Below are 15,937 nucleotides of genomic sequence, written 5' to 3'. Positions count from 1 at the left end.
AACTACCTATAAACTACTGCTTAAAATTAAGAAGACATAAAGCCGATTACTAAGGGGAACCCCTGGTGACGGCTTTATTTTTTATATTTGATAGCTAACTTTTTTCCCTTCCATAAACCCGCATTCCCCCCCAAGCAATTCCGTCCTTTACGGCATATAAATGTTTGATAGCACTTTCTTCGAGGAATTTGGCAAATTGAAACTTGAAGTGAAGGGGAGTCGAGGGATGAAAGTAACTCCTTTGAAGATGGATGGGGCGGCTTTGCTGGAACCGGTGGTTTACGGGGACAGCCGCGGTTTTTTTATGGAAAGCTATAATGAACAAGTTGTACAAAATAAAGGTATAAACCATCATTTTGTTCAGGACAATCAGTCTCTATCCGCCCAGCCGGGCGTGCTTCGCGGTTTGCATTATCAGCTGAACCCAAAAGCGCAAACGAAACTGGTTCGTGTAGTCGCGGGAGCGGTGTATGATGTAATTGTGGACGTTCGCCGGAGTTCGCCGACATTCGGGCAATGGCAGGGGGTTATTTTAAGCGAATATAATCAGCGTCAGCTGCTGGTGCCGAAAGGGTTTGCTCATGGTTTTTGTACGCTTGTACCGAATACCCAAGTCATATATAAAGTGGACGAATATTATTCCCCTGAGAACGACCGCGGCATATTATGGAATGACCCCGCACTAGGTATTGATTGGCCGGTCTCCAATCCGGTATTGTCGGATAAGGACCAGAGCCATCCGCTGCTGCAGGATGCGGAGTTGAATTTTGATTAACGGATGAAATGCAGGTTGGGAGGGCCCTTTCATGAAACTGCTTGTCACCGGCGGAGCCGGGTTTATAGGCAGCAATTTTGTGCATTATATGCTGAAAGAACATCCGGAATATGAAATTATAAACGTGGATGCTTTGACTTATGCGGGCAATTTAGAGAATTTGAAATCCATTGAATCAAGCCCAAATTACACCTTCGTGAAGGCGGATATTCAGGATAAGGCGGCCATGGATGTGTTGTTTCAGCAGGGGATTGACGTCGTTGTCAACTTTGCGGCTGAATCGCATGTGGACCGGAGTATTCTCGATCCGGCGATTTTTGTGAAAACTAATGTCCTCGGCACGCAAGTTCTGCTCGATACCGCCAAGAAATACGGTATTACGAAATTTGTGCAGGTCTCTACAGACGAAGTTTATGGAACTCTTGGCCTGACTGGTTTTTTTACGGAAGAAACACCGCTGGCTCCGAACAGCCCTTATTCTGCCTCCAAAGCTGGAGGTGATCTATTGGTGCGGGCTTATCATGAAACATTTGGTTTGCCGGTCAATATCACGCGATGCTCGAATAACTATGGCCCTTATCAATTTCCGGAGAAATTAATCCCGCTGATGATTTCACGAGCGGTAAATGATCAGCCGCTTCCGGTCTACGGAGACGGACTAAATATCCGTGACTGGCTGTATGTTGAGGATCACTGCAGCGCCATTGATCTGGTTATTCATCAGGGGGCAAGCGGTGAAGTCTATAACATCGGTGGCAGCAATGAGCGCACAAACCTTCAAATCGTCAAGACCATTTTGGCCGAGCTGGGCAAACCCGAATCGTTAATTACATTTGTACAAGATCGTCCGGGCCATGACCGGAGATACGGGATTGATCCAACTAAGCTGACAAGCGAACTCGGCTGGACGCCAAAACATAATTTTGAGAGCGGCATTAAAGAGACGATTCGCTGGTATCTGGAGCATCAGGAGTGGTGGAGCCGCATTCAGTCCGGTGTTTATCAGGAGTATTATAAGAAGCAGTATGGTGCCCGCTTTGGTGATCGGTCATGAAGGTGCTGATCACGGGAGCCGGCGGCCAATTAGGCCGCGATGTAGTTAAGACCTTCGAAGCCGCCGGACATATTGTTTTAGGGACTGCCCGCTCGGAGATGGATATCACGAACCAGGAACAGTGCCTTAAGGTGATCGAAAAGTTTGCTCCAGATGTAGTTATTCACTGTGCCGCTTATACGGCAGTTGATGAGGCGGAAAAGGATGTGGACGGTGCCCATCTTGTTAATACGGCGGGCACCCGAAATGTGACGGCAGCGGCCGAGAAGAGCGGAGCCAAAATGATTTATATCAGCACCGATTACGTATTCGACGGTTATTCGGAGCTGCCTTATCAGGAATACGATAATACCAATCCCCAGTCAGTTTATGGCAAATCGAAACGAGCCGGTGAAATAATGGTTCAGAGCTTGTCTTCCCGTTATTTTATCGTACGGACTTCATGGGTATATGGTTTGCATGGCAGCAATTTCGTTAAAACCATGCTCCGGCTTGGCCAGGAAAAACCGTTCCTTCAGGTCGTCAACGACCAAAAGGGTTCACCCACCTATACGGTGGATCTCGCTCATTTTCTAGTGGAACTGTCGCAAACGGAGAAATACGGCATCTATCATGCTTCAGGCAGCGGTTCCTGCACCTGGTATGAGTTTACAAAGGCTATTTTTGAGGATGCGGCGGAGGTTGCAGGATTAACCTTTACAGCCCGGCTGGAGCCATGCACAACCGGGCAATTTCCGCGTCCCGCCCCGCGCCCGGGCAATTCAGTGCTCGAACATTTGTCGATCCGAACGAATGGATTCCAGGATATCCGACATTGGCGGGAGGGGCTGAGAGCTTTTTTGCAAGGAATGGAATTCTAACTCATAGAAAATCATCTTCCGATTAATGAAATATAGCTAAAAAAATCGACTCCATGATCGTTCAGAAGGATGTCTCTTGCAGGGAGACATACTTCTTTTATAGACGCACTACATCCCGCATATGTCAACTTATATCATTGTTTTAACGCGATTTCCACGAAAATTTAATGTGCATTTGACGTGGACATCTCTTCCAAATACGGACTGAACATGTTATAATGTAAGCGTAACCAAAATGGTTGCAAAATTCATTGATCGTCATCCAAGGAGGATGAAACGCCATGCTGGCAGCTATTAAAGAAATCAAAAATTTCGTAACCGGAGTCCGTGGAGAAATGAAGGCCGCAGGAGATGAGGAGTACCGGAAGATCGAGTTCGGCACAGAACGCCTTTTGCACACACCGCAGCCGCCGCACAGCTTAACTTCTTTGGAAGAATCCCGGATCAAACAGGTTATTTACCACTAAGAGGTTAATATCTATACCATACAGACCGCAAGATTCGGAACGAAGGTTCCGCGTCGGAGCGGTCTTTTCTTATTTTTGGAAGGAAAAGGGCTGGAGCAAACCCAGGAAGACTGTTTGAGAAACGATCCGGGAATCGGCCGAGCCTATGCCTCATATGCTGGAGCAGAGAACGATTTACACGTTGTGGAAAATTTACGTTTGTGGAAATTTACGTTTATGGGGATTTGCGTTCATGGGAGCCTGTGTTTATGGAGAATGTTCATAACCCAGCGGAGAGAAGGGGTTCGAAATGGTTTTTAGGGCAAATGATAACCATCCTTATGCCAACACGTTCGGTAACTTGCGGTCGGTTGCAGCGGCTGGAGAGGTGATTGATCAGGTGGTCGGCGAGGTGACGGGAGACGGGGTTCCGGATAAAATCCTGCTGACCGGGACGCGGACAGAAGGAAGTCCTTATGTACAAAATATAACGCTGACCATTCGGGAAGGCGGAAGTGGACGCGAGCATGTGATTCGTCTGCCGGAACCGTCCGGTTATAACCCGCGGGTTCTGCTGGCTGATTTCACGGGTTCCGGATATAAGGACATTTTAGTGCAGATTGATTCGGGTGGATCGGGGGCTATCACGTATGATGATGTGTACCATTATCAGAACGGAAAGTTCCGCCATCTGTTTAATTCCGAGCATTTCAGCGAGCGGCTCAAATACAGCGTAGATTTCCTGCCGGGCTACAAGCTCCGCGTAACGGCTCTGAACACTCGCCAGGCCTTTACGATCGATATCAGCGGGCGGGGCAAGGACTATTTGGATCAAATTTATAAGCCGGACGGCAGCTTGATCAAACCGGTGGAAGGATTTGTTGATCCGATAAGCGGACTGTATCCGGTGGACACCGACAGGGACGGCCAATATTCGTTAATGGCTTTTCAGGGCGTAAGCGGCCTTTATCATGCCGACCGTTACGGTTATATGGTCAGCGTCTGGACCTGGAACGGCCGCGGCTGGTTGATGCAGGATCAGTGGTTTGCGATAAACGGCATGTAGCTTGGCTTAGCCCGATTTCTCAGTCCGGAAATATCCTAAATCTCCCTTTTCTATCAATTCGGCACCTGCTGAATGCTATGATATAATTAATAAATGATATATAAACAGCATATATATGAATAGAAGAACGCAACTAAATCCGACTATCGGAAAAGGGAGAAATCTATTCTATGAAAATAAGAAAAGCTATCATTCCGGCCGCGGGCCTTGGAACCCGCTTTCTGCCGGCCACCAAGGCGATGCCGAAGGAAATGCTGCCGATCGTCGACAAACCGACCATCCAGTACATTATTGAAGAAGCGGTCGCTTCAGGCATTGAGGATATTATTATCGTCACAGGGAAAGGCAAACGTTCCATCGAGGACCATTTCGACAATTCGTTTGAACTGGAGCATCACTTATCGGAGAAGAGGAAATGGGACCTGCTGGAGGAAGTCCGCAAGCCTTCCAACATGGCCGACATTCATTACATCCGGCAAAAAGAACCGCGCGGCCTTGGACATGCCGTCTGGTGCGCGCGCAAATTTATCGGGGACGAGCCGTTCGCCGTTCTGCTTGGCGATGACATCGTGGAAACGGAAGGAACGCCGTGTCTGAAGCAGATGATGAACGTCTTTGAGCGCTACGGCCGTTCGGTCGTCGGCGTCAAGCCGGTGCCGTATGAACAGGTGTCCCGCTACGGCATCGTGGATGCCGATCTGCTGGAGGACCGCGTGTACCGGGCGAAACGCTTGGTAGAGAAGCCGGCGCCCGAGCAGGCGCCTTCGAATCTTGCCATTATGGGGCGGTATATTTTGACGCCGGGAATTTTTGACGAGCTGGAGGCCCAGCAGGAGGGTGTTGGCGGGGAAATCCAGCTGACAGACGCCATTGGCCGTCTGGGCGAGAAAGAAAGCATCATGGCCTACCACTTCGACGGTGAACGCCATGATGTAGGTGAGAAGCTGGGCTTTATCGAAACAACCATCCATTATGCACTGAAGCAGGAAGAGATGCGGGAGCAGCTGCTGGCGTATATGCAGAATATTCTGAACAAGACGTATGCTTGAGAACTCAAAGATAATTAAACTGAAAATGAAGAGCCTATAACGCCATTGGGGCAAAGTTAGGCTGGAGGCCATGGATCATGAAACGTTTGCTAAGTCTTCTGGGCGTAGCTGCAGCCGTATTCCTGCTTCTGCTGTCGGGAAGCAGCCAATCCGATGACGAAAAATCCGCCACTACTAAAGAATGATATAACTAAAAATGAATTAACGATGATTGATTGTATGAGGGCATCGGCCCCCAAGCCTCCACTGTTGAACCAGATCCAATTTATGGAATCCTAACAAAGACTGTTCCGAAATACTGTTATGTCGAAGGCCTCCCCCTGTCCGAAGGATATATTAACGATATCTATTTAATGCTCGTCAATCAGTTCCAAGATCATCTGGAACCCAAAGTCGTAAAATTTCTTGCGAACTTTACTTCGCTCGTGGGTGTGAGATACGCATTCCTGAAGGAACCGTTAGCATGAAGCTCAAACTTGAAAATCCAGTTGCTTTTTCCGACGCTGCTATGAGGAGAGAATCAAACAATATAAGGCGGAACGAAACAAAAAGACCCGTAGGATTCTAATTGACGTTCTAAGTGCTGTTTGGTTCAGAAGGCAAAAAAACAATTTAAATAGAGACGCTTAGAAATATAAAATCTCTTGCTGACGAAAAGCTAAGGAAACAGGCCTGTCAGCTTATTCTGTGTGAAGTGACCCCAAAAGTTAGACAATAATTATTTATTATATTAAGCAACTTTCTGGGAATGAGTTCGGTACTGGACCGGGTTCATTCCCTTTTGTTTTGCTTTGATACGCTTGTGATTGTAGTACTCGATATAAATGAAGAGCTCTTGTTTAAACGGCTCAATATTATCGAATTTAAGTATCAGAATGAATGAGAGGTCTATCTTCAGCTGCTAATAGTTCAAATGCTTGATCCAACATGTTGGGAACTAAAGTGTATACAGGCCTTGAATCAATCGTATACGTAATAATTTCGCCGTTAAACAGATCGAGCATGGGCGAAAAATATACTTTTTCTCCACAACATTTAATTTCCGTTATATCCGTGATCACTTCTCATTGGGCTTCTTCGCATGAAGGTCACGCTCTAAAATATTAGTTGCTATCTTATCAACCATATCTTTATACGAACGGTATTTTTTCATCCGCACAAGACTTTTTAATCCCAATATATTCATTAGACGTTGCACTTTCTTATGATTGACACGATGCCCACGATTTACTAGTCTCATCCCGAATACGGCGATAACCATATCGCCTCGGATGCTCTTTGTAGATGGCTTGAATGATGTCTTTCAACTCACCATCCTTGTCTGGCCTGTCGAACGTTTTAATCACGTAATAATAGGTACTACGAGGAATCGTTAGCTAACTCTAGAAGTGCCTTCACCGAGAATTCGTTCCTTCTTCATAGACTACTTTTGCTTTGTCTTGTTTGGTGATTTCTCCTTGTTTTGAACTAAGGCATTCAACTTTTTTAAATATGCATTTTCCATACGCAAACGTTCTAGCTCTGCTTGTAGAGCCTCTATGGTTCTTTCTGCTGGTGTTTAACTCTTCTGATCCTTAGAGCCTTTATTCATGGATAAGCGCCCCTTTTTCTGTGCCTGTAGGGCGTCTATTCCATGTGATTTAAGCTCTTTTGCCAGCTTAAAATGGTACTATGACTCGCAATATTAAAAATTGCAGCCGTTTCCCTATATTGAAGTACGTCTAGTTTATCCTGTGCTGTGTATGATGTATGGCTCTTTCTAAAGGTCTTTTCACTGTGATGCTCATATTGCCTAATCCAATTTAAAAGACAGTATATCGACCCCCAGGGTCTCACAATGGATTTCAAGCTTTCTGAACTTTCATAATAACGTAAGACCGCTTTTAATTTTTCATCGGCATTAAATTTAGCCATGCAAAAACTGCACCCCTAATGTTAGATGGTATCTAACATTAGGGGTGCATATCAGTGGATTTGGTCTGACTTTAAACAATTGCAGCTATGATTCAGTCGAATGGAATCACTACTGTGGTTTTTTATTTGTGCTAGGCAGCTTTTGCTAGATTGTCGCAGCTCGGTATAAGTTTTGTGCGTTATTTATGGCACGGTGTGGGCCAGCACTAGGTGTAGTAATTTTTGTCTTATTACTCGGAATTACTGTTTACGAGGGACTCGTAAATAGATTTTAACTCTCTATCTCGGCACGATTATCCTTCTGAACCTTGCGCATCTAAATAATAGATCCCTTGAGATAGTGAGTGGTGTGATCTCTATTTGATCACGATCATGATCGAACAAATGGAAAAACCTTGCTTGTAATAGAAATAAAAGTCATGAGCGATTGAATGAACGGCTCACGGAACGAAAAATCGAGAAGTAACTTGAACGTGAGGCCCTCGAAGTCTGGGCAGCCCAACCAGAGAGTGAACGAATGAGAAAGGCCGAGTTATGGCGGAAAGAAGAAGATGTGATCGCGCGAGATTACTTCATCCGAGATTACATTGATGAGCGATTCGAGGCCACGCATATGATTTATAAGGATAGCCTGCTGGAAGTGATTTATACTACGGACATGTGAGAGAAGGAGGACATAACATAACTAGAATTGGGCCTGGGCCGTATGAACGGATAATTCACTATGTATGCCTATTGATTATTTTTTACAAATAGTGTAATATTGTCCAATATATCATTCTAATAATATTTTAGATGATATTACACTATATTTTAGATGGAAAGGAAGATTGAGGTAAAATGACTAGTAAAACGATGAAGATGGTTGGTGCAACAGCGTTTTCTCTTTCGCTTGTTCTTGGAGCTTTTAGTGCTGTTTCAGCAGCTGATTTAAATCCTAAAGCAACTGAAGAATCTGAAGTGATTGAAATTACTCCTTTTGCAATTACTGGAGAATGGACGTTAAACCTAGAAGGCGGCTCAACAACTTATACAAAAACTCTAGCTATTGCCAAAGGTTCTGGTAATCTTAAGTTGCAAGCCAAAAATACTGGCACTCAATCATATAGAGTCACACTTCAAAGCAATGATTATCCTGAATATGGTGTAATTCTAGATGCAACTGTTAAAGCTGGCGAAACATTTGATTGGACTAAAAATGGTGGTGGGGTTCCTTCAGGATCTTACACATTACAAGTACATGGTAGTGCAGCTAATCCAAAAGGTATAGTATATCTGAAAAGCTCAGATATACCTTGGTAAAATAAATCCTGTATTACATAATATCTCATAACAAAGGTGACCTATACTGAGGTCACCTTTGTTATGAGTATTTTTAATGCTGGTAATTTTTCAACAAAACCTTGCTTTATTAAATAATACATGCATTTAAACAAGCAGGCGATTTTCAAACAATAATCTATTTCAAAGCATGGGGATAATTTTTGTTATTTCCGAACATAACCACAGGACTCTAGTTTCTATTTTAAGGCACCATATATTATTTCTAGACGAAAACTGATCATACAGCCATTAGAATCGCTCTGATAAAGCGACAATGTTTTGAACATCATAAATAATGAAACTCTCAAACAGGGGGTTGAATTAAGCCTCTAAACAGATATAATGACAAAAGCAGAAAATAAATTGTATTTAAAACCAACATTGGTCCCTTGCGACCCTTAAAACTTATACAATTCATCACAAAATGAAGACCGCTCAATTTGAGTGGTCTTCTACGTTCTAGAGTTACTTAAGATCCTTGTAGCGTTTAAGCACAAAGTCCGTACGGGTTGTTAAAGGAGGCCGTGACTATCGCGGAGGGCATGAGAAATAAAAATACTACTGGATCCGAGAATTGGCTCAAGGGTATCGTGTAATAGAAACGGAAGAATATCGCACAGTACAGGGGAGGATTTCTCTTCCCGAGCTCCGGGATTTTAAGAAAGGAGATCAGATCCATGTTGGGAAAAATAGTAAATTAAAACCAAAGAAGAAATAAATTTGTTAAATCCTATATCCGAAACCAACAAAACCAGAATAGTTATGAAGCCTTTATAACGAGTTATGCCAAAGGGAACCGCGTATTTGAGATGGACATGCTGTTCACCTCGGATCAAGATGAGCAGCTCATCGGACGCCATGAATGGGGGGCAAGCTTCTCCAAAATGATGGGTCAGCAGAATGAGCTGCCGGATGACAGGCTGAATTCACGTTTTACATATGAAGAATTCAGGAAGGCCAAGATTCAGGGCAGATACGATGCCCTCAGCTGGGCAGATGCGGTGCAGTTGCTGCATGAATATCCGGACATTTATATCATCACAGATACCGAGGAAATTGAACCGGAGCGTATCCGCCAGATGTTCAGTACGATCGTGAAAGAAGCGGACGAGGTTGATCCAAGCGTACTGGACCGGGTCGTGCCGCAGATCTATAACCAGCCGATGCTGGCTGAAGTGAAAGCCGAATATGATTTTCCTCAGATCATCTATACGCTGTATGTGTCCAAAGATACGGATGCTGAGGTTGTGAAGTTTGTGCGCGAGAATCATATCTCTGCGGTGACGATGTCGAATACAAGGGCGGACCGCAAGCTGATCTCAGCTTTATCGGATTTGGGAGTGCCTTCTTACATCCATACGATTGATCAAATGAGCGATGTATTAAAGTTCAAGGCGATGGGCGCTTACGGCTTCTACTCTAACCGTTTATCGGAAGGCGAACTGCGAAAGCCGGTTTGGAAAATTCTACTTGGACTTTAGGCCAAATGGAAGCCGAAATGAAGTCTGAATATTTGTGAAAAAGCGCTCTGCCGCATCTCCGGGGAAGCCTGGGGCGGCAGGGCGTTTTTGTTCCCCTTTTTCATCCAAAATACGAACATTGACACTCTCCGGTGCGTAGCATAGACTAGGAGGTAGTGTCTCATTTGGACGAATTTTAGGTCATTTTAGGCTGGAGGAATAGGGCGTTGAAATCAATGATTAACACATGGAGACATGTGTTTAAGCTGGACCCCGACCGCACGATTGCGGATGAACAATTGGAGGCGGTATGCCTGTCCGGTACAGATGCGATTATGATCGGCGGCTCCAGCGGGATAACCTATGATAATACCGTGGATCTGATGTCGCGGGTCAGGCAGTATGAGCTTCCCTGCGTGTTAGAGGTTTCCGATCTGGAGGCCGTTGTGCCCGGCTTTGATTTGTATCTGATTCCGATGGTGCTGAATGCCGCTGACCCAAGCTGGCTGATCGGCCGGCACAGTGAAGCAGTAGAGCGGTACGGCTATTTGATTCCTTGGGAGATGGTTGTGCCTGAGGGTTATCTGATTTTGAATGCCGATTCCACAGCCGGGCAAGTGACAGGTGCGGATGCAGCAATGTCTGCCTCGCGTGCTGCCGCTTATGGACAAGCCGGAGAACGGCTGATGTCGCTGCCGGTCATTTATGTCGAATACAGCGGCAAGTTTGGAGATATGGAGCTGGTGGCTGAGGTCAAGCATTCGCTGGAACAAGCCCGGTTGTTTTACGGAGGCGGGATAGTGGACGCGTCAACAGCGGCCGATGCTGCAGCAGTCAGTGACACCGTTATCGTTGGCAACATTATATACAGCGATTTGGACAAAGCGCTCGAAACGGTACAGGCAGTAAAAGGAACTTCGTTTCAGCAAGCTTAGTTTAGTCAAGCCTAATCAAGCTTAGTCAAGATTAGCTAGGGAGCGCTGGACAGGATTCTTGTAAATGAAAGGAGACATGACTTAATGTCTGTTGATATAGAACAAGCGATACAGAAACTGAATCCGGAGCAAAAGAAAGCGGTCATCGCCACCGAAGGGCCGCTTCTTATTATGGCTGGCGCAGGCAGCGGCAAGACGCGTGTGCTGACGCACCGCATTGCCTATTTGATCGGAACCCGCAAGGCGCCGCCTTGGGCGATCCTGGCGATTACGTTTACGAATAAAGCGGCCCGGGAGATGCAGGAGCGGGTGTCCAGTCTGGTCGGTCCTGAAGGGCGCGACATCTGGGTCTCGACCTTCCACTCCATGTGCGTGCGTATTCTCCGCAAAGATATTGAACGAATCGGATTTACATCCAACTTCTCGATCCTGGATTCCACAGACCAGCTGTCCGTCATCCGCAACTGCATGAAAGAGCTTAATTTCGATACGAAGAAGTTTGAACCTAAGGCGATCCAGGCCATGATCAGCGCAGCCAAGAATGAACTGATCACTCCTGAACAGTATGAGCAGAAGATCGGCGATTATTTGCAGGACATTGCGGCCAAGGTGTACAAGATGTACCAAAGACGGCTTAGATCCAACAACTCGCTGGATTTTGACGACCTGATCATGAAGACGATCGAACTGTTCAAGGAAGTGCCGGAAGTGCTGGATTTCTATCAGAAGAAATTCAAGTACATTCATGTCGACGAATATCAGGATACGAACCGGGCTCAATACATGATTTGTAAAATGCTGGCCGACAGCCACCACCGCATCTGCGTGGTCGGCGACAGCGACCAGTCCATTTACCGCTGGCGCGGTGCGGATATTTCTAACATTCTGAATTTTGAAGAGGACTATCCGGAAGCAACGACAATTATGCTGGAGCAGAACTACCGCTCTACTTCCAATATTCTGAATGCGGCCAATGAAGTCATCAGCCAGAACAGCGGCCGCAAACCGAAGAAGCTGTGGACCGACAAGGGCGAAGGTCCTAAAATCAAAGTTTACCGCGGCGATTCGGAGCATGATGAAGGTTACTTCATCACGTCCGAGATCCACAAAAATATCAAAAACGCAAAATCCTACCGCGACCACGCGATTCTGTACCGGACGAACGCCCAGTCCCGGGTTATAGAGGAAATTTTGATCAAATCGGATATTCCTTATCAGATCGTCGGCGGCATCAAGTTCTATGATCGTAAAGAGATCAAGGACATCCTGGCATATCTTCGCCTGCTGTCCAACCCGGACGATGACATCAGCTTGACGCGGATCATTAACGTACCTAAGCGGGGGATTGGTGATACGACCGTAGCGAAGCTTGCAGCGGCGGCGGCGGAACGGAACACTTCTATCTTCAAGGTGCTCGAATTTGTGGACGATCTTGGTTTTGCCGGCCGGACCCGCAATATGCTTGTCGAGTTCTATGATATGATCGTGTCGCTCTGCCGGATGATTGAGTTCCTGTCCGTCACCGAGCTGACCGAGAAGATGCTTGAATTAACCGAATACCGGATAGAGCTGCAGCGTGAGAATACACTCGAATCCAAGTCCCGTATGGAAAATATAGACGAGTTCCTGTCCGTAACCCAGGAATTCGAGAAAAACAACGAAGACAAATCGCTGGTCGCCTTCCTGACCGATCTGGCTCTTATCGCTGACATCGACAGCATGAACGATGATGAGCAGGAAGCCGATTCCTCCGATGCCGTTGTCTTGATGACCATGCACAGCGCCAAAGGCCTGGAATTCCCGGTTGTCTTTATCATCGGTATGGAGGAGGGCGTGTTCCCGCACAGCCGGGCTTTCCTCGACAATGAAGAGCTGGAAGAGGAGCGCCGCCTCGCTTATGTAGGTATTACGCGGGCGGAGGAGCAGCTCTTCCTGACCTGTGCGCAGATGCGCACCTTGTTTGGCCGCACAACGGCCAACCCGCCTTCCCGGTTCCTGGAGGAGATTCCGGAGGAACTGAAGGAAGACACCGACATCGCCCGCGACCGTTACCGGCGCGGGGCGAATAACGGCGGCGCCTACGGTGGACGCGGCTTCGGCGCCTCGGCCGGCGGCAGCAACTTCGGTGCCGCCAGACACAACGCGGGCGCCCCAGGCGCTGCCCGCGGCTATGGGGCGGCGCCCGGCTCAGGTGCCACCGCGCGCCCGCTTGGCGGCGGCTCGGCGGCTTCAGCGCCTGGCCGGCCAAGTGTAACCGTGACGACCGGCGCCTCAGCCGCGCCGGCCGCACGCGCCGCAGGTGCCCCGGGTGAATTCAAAGCCGGCGATAAAGTATCGCACGGCAAATGGGGCACCGGCACGATCGTCGCCGTCAAAGGCTCCGGCAACGACATGGAGCTGCAGATCGCTTTCCCGGCTCCTGTCGGCGTGAAACGTCTGCTCGCCGGGTTCGCCCCGATCACCAAAGTCGAAGGGTGATCGTCGAAGATCGATTGTTTGACAGCTGACGTCGAGGGTTGATCGTGAAGGCCCATCGTTGTTAAAAGTCTGCCCGTCGAAGGCTCATCGAAGCCGGAGCGCGCAGCATCCAATCTGCTTACAGCTTGCAGCTTCTTCTTCAAGCCTAAGCGCCTTTGTATCCCATAACCGGTCTAGCGCTCCGGGTTAGATTCCGGCACATTGGCCGAAACTATTCTAGATAAAAGATACGGCCGCATGAACGGCAGAGCCGTACTTTTTCCATATGGACAGCAACGATAAGGAGATAGGCTGTTTCAGCTGTCTCCTTATCTAATATTTTTCTATAATAAGATCATGAATACATAAATGGAGGGTTGTCCCCGCATGGATCCAATGCAGAGGATGGAAGAGCTCGTAGAGGAGCTTGGCAAATACAACTATCATTACTATACGCTCGATGAGCCGCTGGTCAGCGACAAGGAATATGACGCTTTGTACGATGAGTTGGTCCGGCTGGAAGCGGAGACCGGCATGGTGCTGCCGGATTCTCCGACACAGCGGGTAGGAGGAGAACTGCTCAGCGGATTTACGCCGCACCGGCATCTCGTGCCTCTTTGGAGTCTGGATAAGGCCCAGAACGAAGAGCAGCTTCTGAACTGGAACAACCGCGTCGTCAAGCTGACGAGCGACTATAATGCCAAGAATCCCGATAACCCTCTCCCGCCGCTTTCCTATGCGGTTGAGCTCAAGTTCGATGGTCTGACCCTGAATTTGACTTATACGGACGGCAAACTGGTGCAGGCTTCCACGCGCGGCAATGGGGTTGTAGGCGAAGGCATTTTGGCCCAGGTGAAGACAATCAAATCCGTACCGCTGAACATCCCTTTCCGTGACGGAACGATTGAAGTTCAGGGCGAAGGCATCATGAACTTGTCCGTGCTGGAAGCGTACAACAAACAGGCTGCCGAGCCGCTGAAAAATGCCCGCAACGCCGCCGCCGGCGCCCTTCGGAACCTTGATCCGAAGACGACGGCCAAGCGGAAGCTGAGCGCTTATTTTTACAATGTGGGATATGCCGAGAACATCACCTTCCGCGATCACCGCGAAATGATGGATTTCCTGCGTACCAATAAGTTCAAAGTGAATCCGTTTATCTCTTATTTCGATGACTTCAGCGAAGTGGCCGCCCAGCTTCAGCAAATCCAGGAGCAGCGTGGTACGCTGGACTATTTGATCGACGGAGCAGTTGTGAAGATCACCGATATGCGGACCCGCGAGGTGCTGGGCTACACGGATAAGTTCCCGCGCTGGGCTGTGGCCTACAAGTTTGAGGCGGAAGAAACGACGACCGTGCTGGAATCCGTAACCTGGAACGTAGGACGCACCGGAAAAATCACGCCCCTCGCCCGTGTAGAACCCGTAGAACTGGCGGGGGTAACCGTGCAGAACTGCACCTTGAACAACGTAGGGGACATTGAACGCAAGAACCTCAAGTTCGCGCTCGGCACGCGCGTCTTCATCCGCCGTTCCAATGATGTTATCCCGGAGATTCTGGGCAAAGTCACGGAGGACAATGACGGGGAAGAGATCGTCTATCCGGAAAAATGCCCGGCCTGCGGCTTCCCCCTCCAGCAGCGCGGCGCGCATCTGTTCTGCGATAACCGGTTCGGCTGCCGTCCACAGATCGTAGGGCGTATTACGCATTTCGCTTCTCGCGATGCGATGGATATCGAAACCTTCAGCGATAAGACGGCCGGCCAGCTGTACGACGAGCTTGAGCTTAGGGAGCCTGCCGACTTGTACAGTCTGGAGCATGAAAGCCTGCTGAAGCTGGAGCGTTTTGGCGAGAAGAAAGCCCGCAACCTGCTGGAAGCGATCGAAACGAGCAAAAGCCGCGACCTGGCCTCATTCCTGTTTGCTTTAGGTATTCCGAATACCGGCAAGTCGACGACTAAGCTGCTGGCTGACCATTTTGGTTCGCTGGATGCCATCATGCAGGCGGACGTGGAAGAGCTGACGGCGCTGCCGGATATCGGCGGGATTGTGGCGGAGTCGATTGTGAGCTTTTTCGCAGATCCGTTCAACCAGGCTTCCATCCGAAAAATGCTCGACCTCGGCGTGCAGGCCAAGGCGCCTGAACAGGCTGCGCCTGCCCGCACCGACTCCTATTTCAGCGGCAAAACCGTCGTTCTGACCGGCACGCTGCATAAATTGACCCGCGACGAAGCGGCTGAACGCCTCGAAGCTCTCGGTGCGAAAGTGACCGGCAGCGTCTCCAAGAAAACGGATCTCGTCATCGCCGGCGAGAAAGCCGGCAGCAAGCTGACCAAAGCCAAAGACTTGGACATTGAGGTCATTGAGGATGAAGACGAGTTCATCCGGCTGCTGGGAGTCTGATTTCATTTCTTTGAATAATTTAGCAGATGAGAAAAATGAGCCGCCCCCTAACAAGGGGCTAGGCTCATTTTTACTTTAGGAAGCGCAATATGAATATGAATATGAATATGAATATCCTCCAAGCATTACGCGTTTATATTAGAAACTATAGTGACCGACAGCGACCTCAGGTCTCTGTGGCTCCTCTTTTTGACACCC

At 48.2% G+C, this 15,937-nt stretch carries 13 protein-coding genes and 1 pseudogene (1 of these 14 running past the window's edge); 12 read left to right on the top strand and 2 right to left on the bottom strand.

The features are described 5' to 3' along the window. Positions 1 to 226: 226 nt before the first annotated feature. From rfbC to galU, 6 genes are all read left to right on the top strand, one after another. Positions 227 to 775 (top strand): dTDP-4-dehydrorhamnose 3,5-epimerase, encoded by a 549-nt coding sequence (gene rfbC / locus CBE73_RS11900; RefSeq protein WP_094094388.1) that lies wholly within the window; start codon positions 227 to 229, stop codon positions 773 to 775. 31 nt (positions 776 to 806) lie between these two features. Next, on the top strand, positions 807 to 1,829 hold the full coding sequence (gene rfbB, locus CBE73_RS11895) for a dTDP-glucose 4,6-dehydratase (RefSeq protein WP_094094387.1): 1,023 nt from the start codon (positions 807 to 809) through the stop codon (positions 1,827 to 1,829). Next, positions 1,826 to 2,689 carry a dTDP-4-dehydrorhamnose reductase gene (rfbD, locus tag CBE73_RS11890; RefSeq protein ID WP_094094386.1) on the top strand — a complete coding sequence of 288 codons (864 nt, stop codon included), beginning with the start codon at positions 1,826 to 1,828 and terminating at the stop codon, positions 2,687 to 2,689. The genes rfbB and rfbD overlap by 4 nt, the downstream gene beginning before the upstream one ends. A gap of 281 nt (positions 2,690 to 2,970) precedes the next feature. Beyond that, positions 2,971 to 3,156 (top strand): hypothetical protein, encoded by a 186-nt coding sequence (locus tag CBE73_RS11885; protein ID WP_094094385.1) that lies wholly within the window; start codon positions 2,971 to 2,973, stop codon positions 3,154 to 3,156. Between the two features lie 289 nt (positions 3,157 to 3,445). After that, positions 3,446 to 4,201 carry a hypothetical protein gene (locus tag CBE73_RS11880; protein ID WP_094094384.1) on the top strand — a complete coding sequence of 252 codons (756 nt, stop codon included), beginning with the start codon at positions 3,446 to 3,448 and terminating at the stop codon, positions 4,199 to 4,201. A gap of 170 nt (positions 4,202 to 4,371) precedes the next feature. Further along, positions 4,372 to 5,250, top strand: a complete 879-nt coding sequence (gene galU, locus CBE73_RS11875; RefSeq protein WP_094094383.1) for a UTP--glucose-1-phosphate uridylyltransferase GalU — start codon at positions 4,372 to 4,374, stop codon at positions 5,248 to 5,250. A gap of 730 nt (positions 5,251 to 5,980) precedes the next feature. On the opposite strand, the pseudogene CBE73_RS11870 reads toward galU, so the two are convergent. Then, positions 5,981 to 7,164, bottom strand: a pseudogene (locus CBE73_RS11870) (IS3 family transposase). A 517-nt stretch (positions 7,165 to 7,681) separates the two neighbouring features. On the opposite strand from CBE73_RS11870, the gene CBE73_RS21930 reads away from it, so the two are divergent. From CBE73_RS21930 to ligA, 6 genes are all read left to right on the top strand, one after another. Beyond that, complete coding sequence (locus CBE73_RS21930; RefSeq protein ID WP_157739531.1) at positions 7,682 to 7,828, top strand: hypothetical protein; 147 nt, start codon at positions 7,682 to 7,684, stop codon at positions 7,826 to 7,828. A 176-nt stretch (positions 7,829 to 8,004) separates the two neighbouring features. Further along, positions 8,005 to 8,466, top strand: coding sequence for a phospholipase domain-containing protein (locus CBE73_RS11865; RefSeq protein ID WP_094094382.1), 462 nt, complete (start codon positions 8,005 to 8,007; stop codon positions 8,464 to 8,466). Between the two features lie 830 nt (positions 8,467 to 9,296). Beyond that, positions 9,297 to 9,968: a PI-PLC domain-containing protein gene (locus tag CBE73_RS11860; RefSeq protein ID WP_094094381.1), complete on the top strand. Its 672-nt coding sequence runs from the start codon at positions 9,297 to 9,299 to the stop codon at positions 9,966 to 9,968. A 206-nt stretch (positions 9,969 to 10,174) separates the two neighbouring features. Continuing rightward, positions 10,175 to 10,882: a heptaprenylglyceryl phosphate synthase gene (gene pcrB, locus CBE73_RS11855; RefSeq protein WP_483406837.1), complete on the top strand. Its 708-nt coding sequence runs from the start codon at positions 10,175 to 10,177 to the stop codon at positions 10,880 to 10,882. Between the two features lie 84 nt (positions 10,883 to 10,966). Then, the gene (gene pcrA / locus CBE73_RS11850; protein ID WP_094094380.1) at positions 10,967 to 13,360 is read left to right on the top strand and encodes a DNA helicase PcrA; all 2,394 of its coding nucleotides are present in this window, start codon (positions 10,967 to 10,969) and stop codon (positions 13,358 to 13,360) included. A 366-nt stretch (positions 13,361 to 13,726) separates the two neighbouring features. After that, complete coding sequence (gene ligA / locus CBE73_RS11845; RefSeq protein ID WP_094094379.1) at positions 13,727 to 15,739, top strand: NAD-dependent DNA ligase LigA; 2,013 nt, start codon at positions 13,727 to 13,729, stop codon at positions 15,737 to 15,739. 166 nt (positions 15,740 to 15,905) lie between these two features. Here the strand turns inward: ligA and CBE73_RS11840 are convergent, their stop codons facing one another. Next, positions 15,906 to 15,937: the end of a molybdopterin-dependent oxidoreductase gene (locus tag CBE73_RS11840; protein ID WP_094094378.1), read on the bottom strand. The gene runs 1,222 nt beyond the window's last position; only the last 32 of its 1,254 coding nucleotides appear in the window; the start codon falls outside the window, past its right edge; its stop codon occupies positions 15,906 to 15,908.

It is taken from the genome of Paenibacillus physcomitrellae (assembly GCF_002240225.1).
GTDB classification, from domain to species: Bacteria; Bacillota; Bacilli; order Paenibacillales; family Paenibacillaceae; genus Fontibacillus; species Fontibacillus physcomitrellae.
This window is presented reverse-complemented; position numbering and strand designations above follow the sequence as displayed.

What these genes read in the sequence shown, in the direction of transcription:
- rfbC (WP_094094388.1), top strand. Translation starts at nt 227, where the DNA reads ATGAAAGTAACTCCTTTGAAGATGGATGGGGCGGCTTTGCTGGAACCG.
- rfbB (WP_094094387.1), top strand. Translation starts at nt 807, where the DNA reads ATGAAACTGCTTGTCACCGGCGGAGCCGGGTTTATAGGCAGCAATTTT.
- rfbD (WP_094094386.1), top strand. Translation starts at nt 1,826, where the DNA reads ATGAAGGTGCTGATCACGGGAGCCGGCGGCCAATTAGGCCGCGATGTA.
- CBE73_RS11885 (WP_094094385.1), top strand. Translation starts at nt 2,971, where the DNA reads ATGCTGGCAGCTATTAAAGAAATCAAAAATTTCGTAACCGGAGTCCGT.
- CBE73_RS11880 (WP_094094384.1), top strand. Translation starts at nt 3,446, where the DNA reads ATGGTTTTTAGGGCAAATGATAACCATCCTTATGCCAACACGTTCGGT.
- galU (WP_094094383.1), top strand. Translation starts at nt 4,372, where the DNA reads ATGAAAATAAGAAAAGCTATCATTCCGGCCGCGGGCCTTGGAACCCGC.
- CBE73_RS21930 (WP_157739531.1), top strand. Translation starts at nt 7,682, where the DNA reads ATGAGAAAGGCCGAGTTATGGCGGAAAGAAGAAGATGTGATCGCGCGA.
- CBE73_RS11865 (WP_094094382.1), top strand. Translation starts at nt 8,005, where the DNA reads ATGACTAGTAAAACGATGAAGATGGTTGGTGCAACAGCGTTTTCTCTT.
- CBE73_RS11860 (WP_094094381.1), top strand. Translation starts at nt 9,297, where the DNA reads ATGGACATGCTGTTCACCTCGGATCAAGATGAGCAGCTCATCGGACGC.
- pcrA (WP_094094380.1), top strand. Translation starts at nt 10,967, where the DNA reads ATGTCTGTTGATATAGAACAAGCGATACAGAAACTGAATCCGGAGCAA.
- ligA (WP_094094379.1), top strand. Translation starts at nt 13,727, where the DNA reads ATGGATCCAATGCAGAGGATGGAAGAGCTCGTAGAGGAGCTTGGCAAA.